The sequence below is a fragment of the Peribacillus sp. SIMBA_075 genome (assembly GCF_046534585.1).
In genome coordinates this window covers 1-244 of sequence record NZ_JAWRYN010001391.1, presented here as the reverse complement: position 1 = coordinate 244, position 244 = coordinate 1, and the positions used below count along the sequence as shown (strand labels likewise).

Annotated in this window: 1 pseudogene; it reads left to right on the top strand. The window is 38.1% G+C overall.

What is annotated here, in order from left to right:
• Window positions 1-244 (top strand): annotated as a pseudogene (locus tag SB775_RS32895) (siderophore ABC transporter ATP-binding protein); the annotation flags it as partial.

Below are 244 nucleotides of genomic sequence, written 5' to 3'. Positions count from 1 at the left end.
ACTGAATATGTGCTATTGGACGAGCCTCTGAACAACCTTGATGTTGCGCGCTCTGTTCAAATGATGGAGCATTTGAGGCGTGCAGCTAATGAATTCGGAAGAACAATTTTGACTGTTATGCATGACATAAATTTTGCAGCTAAATACTCTGATAAAATTTGTGCTATGAAAGATGGACAAATTGCTGCTTTTGGAACAGTAGAAGAGGTTATGGACCCAACACTTTTGACAGATATTTTTGAAA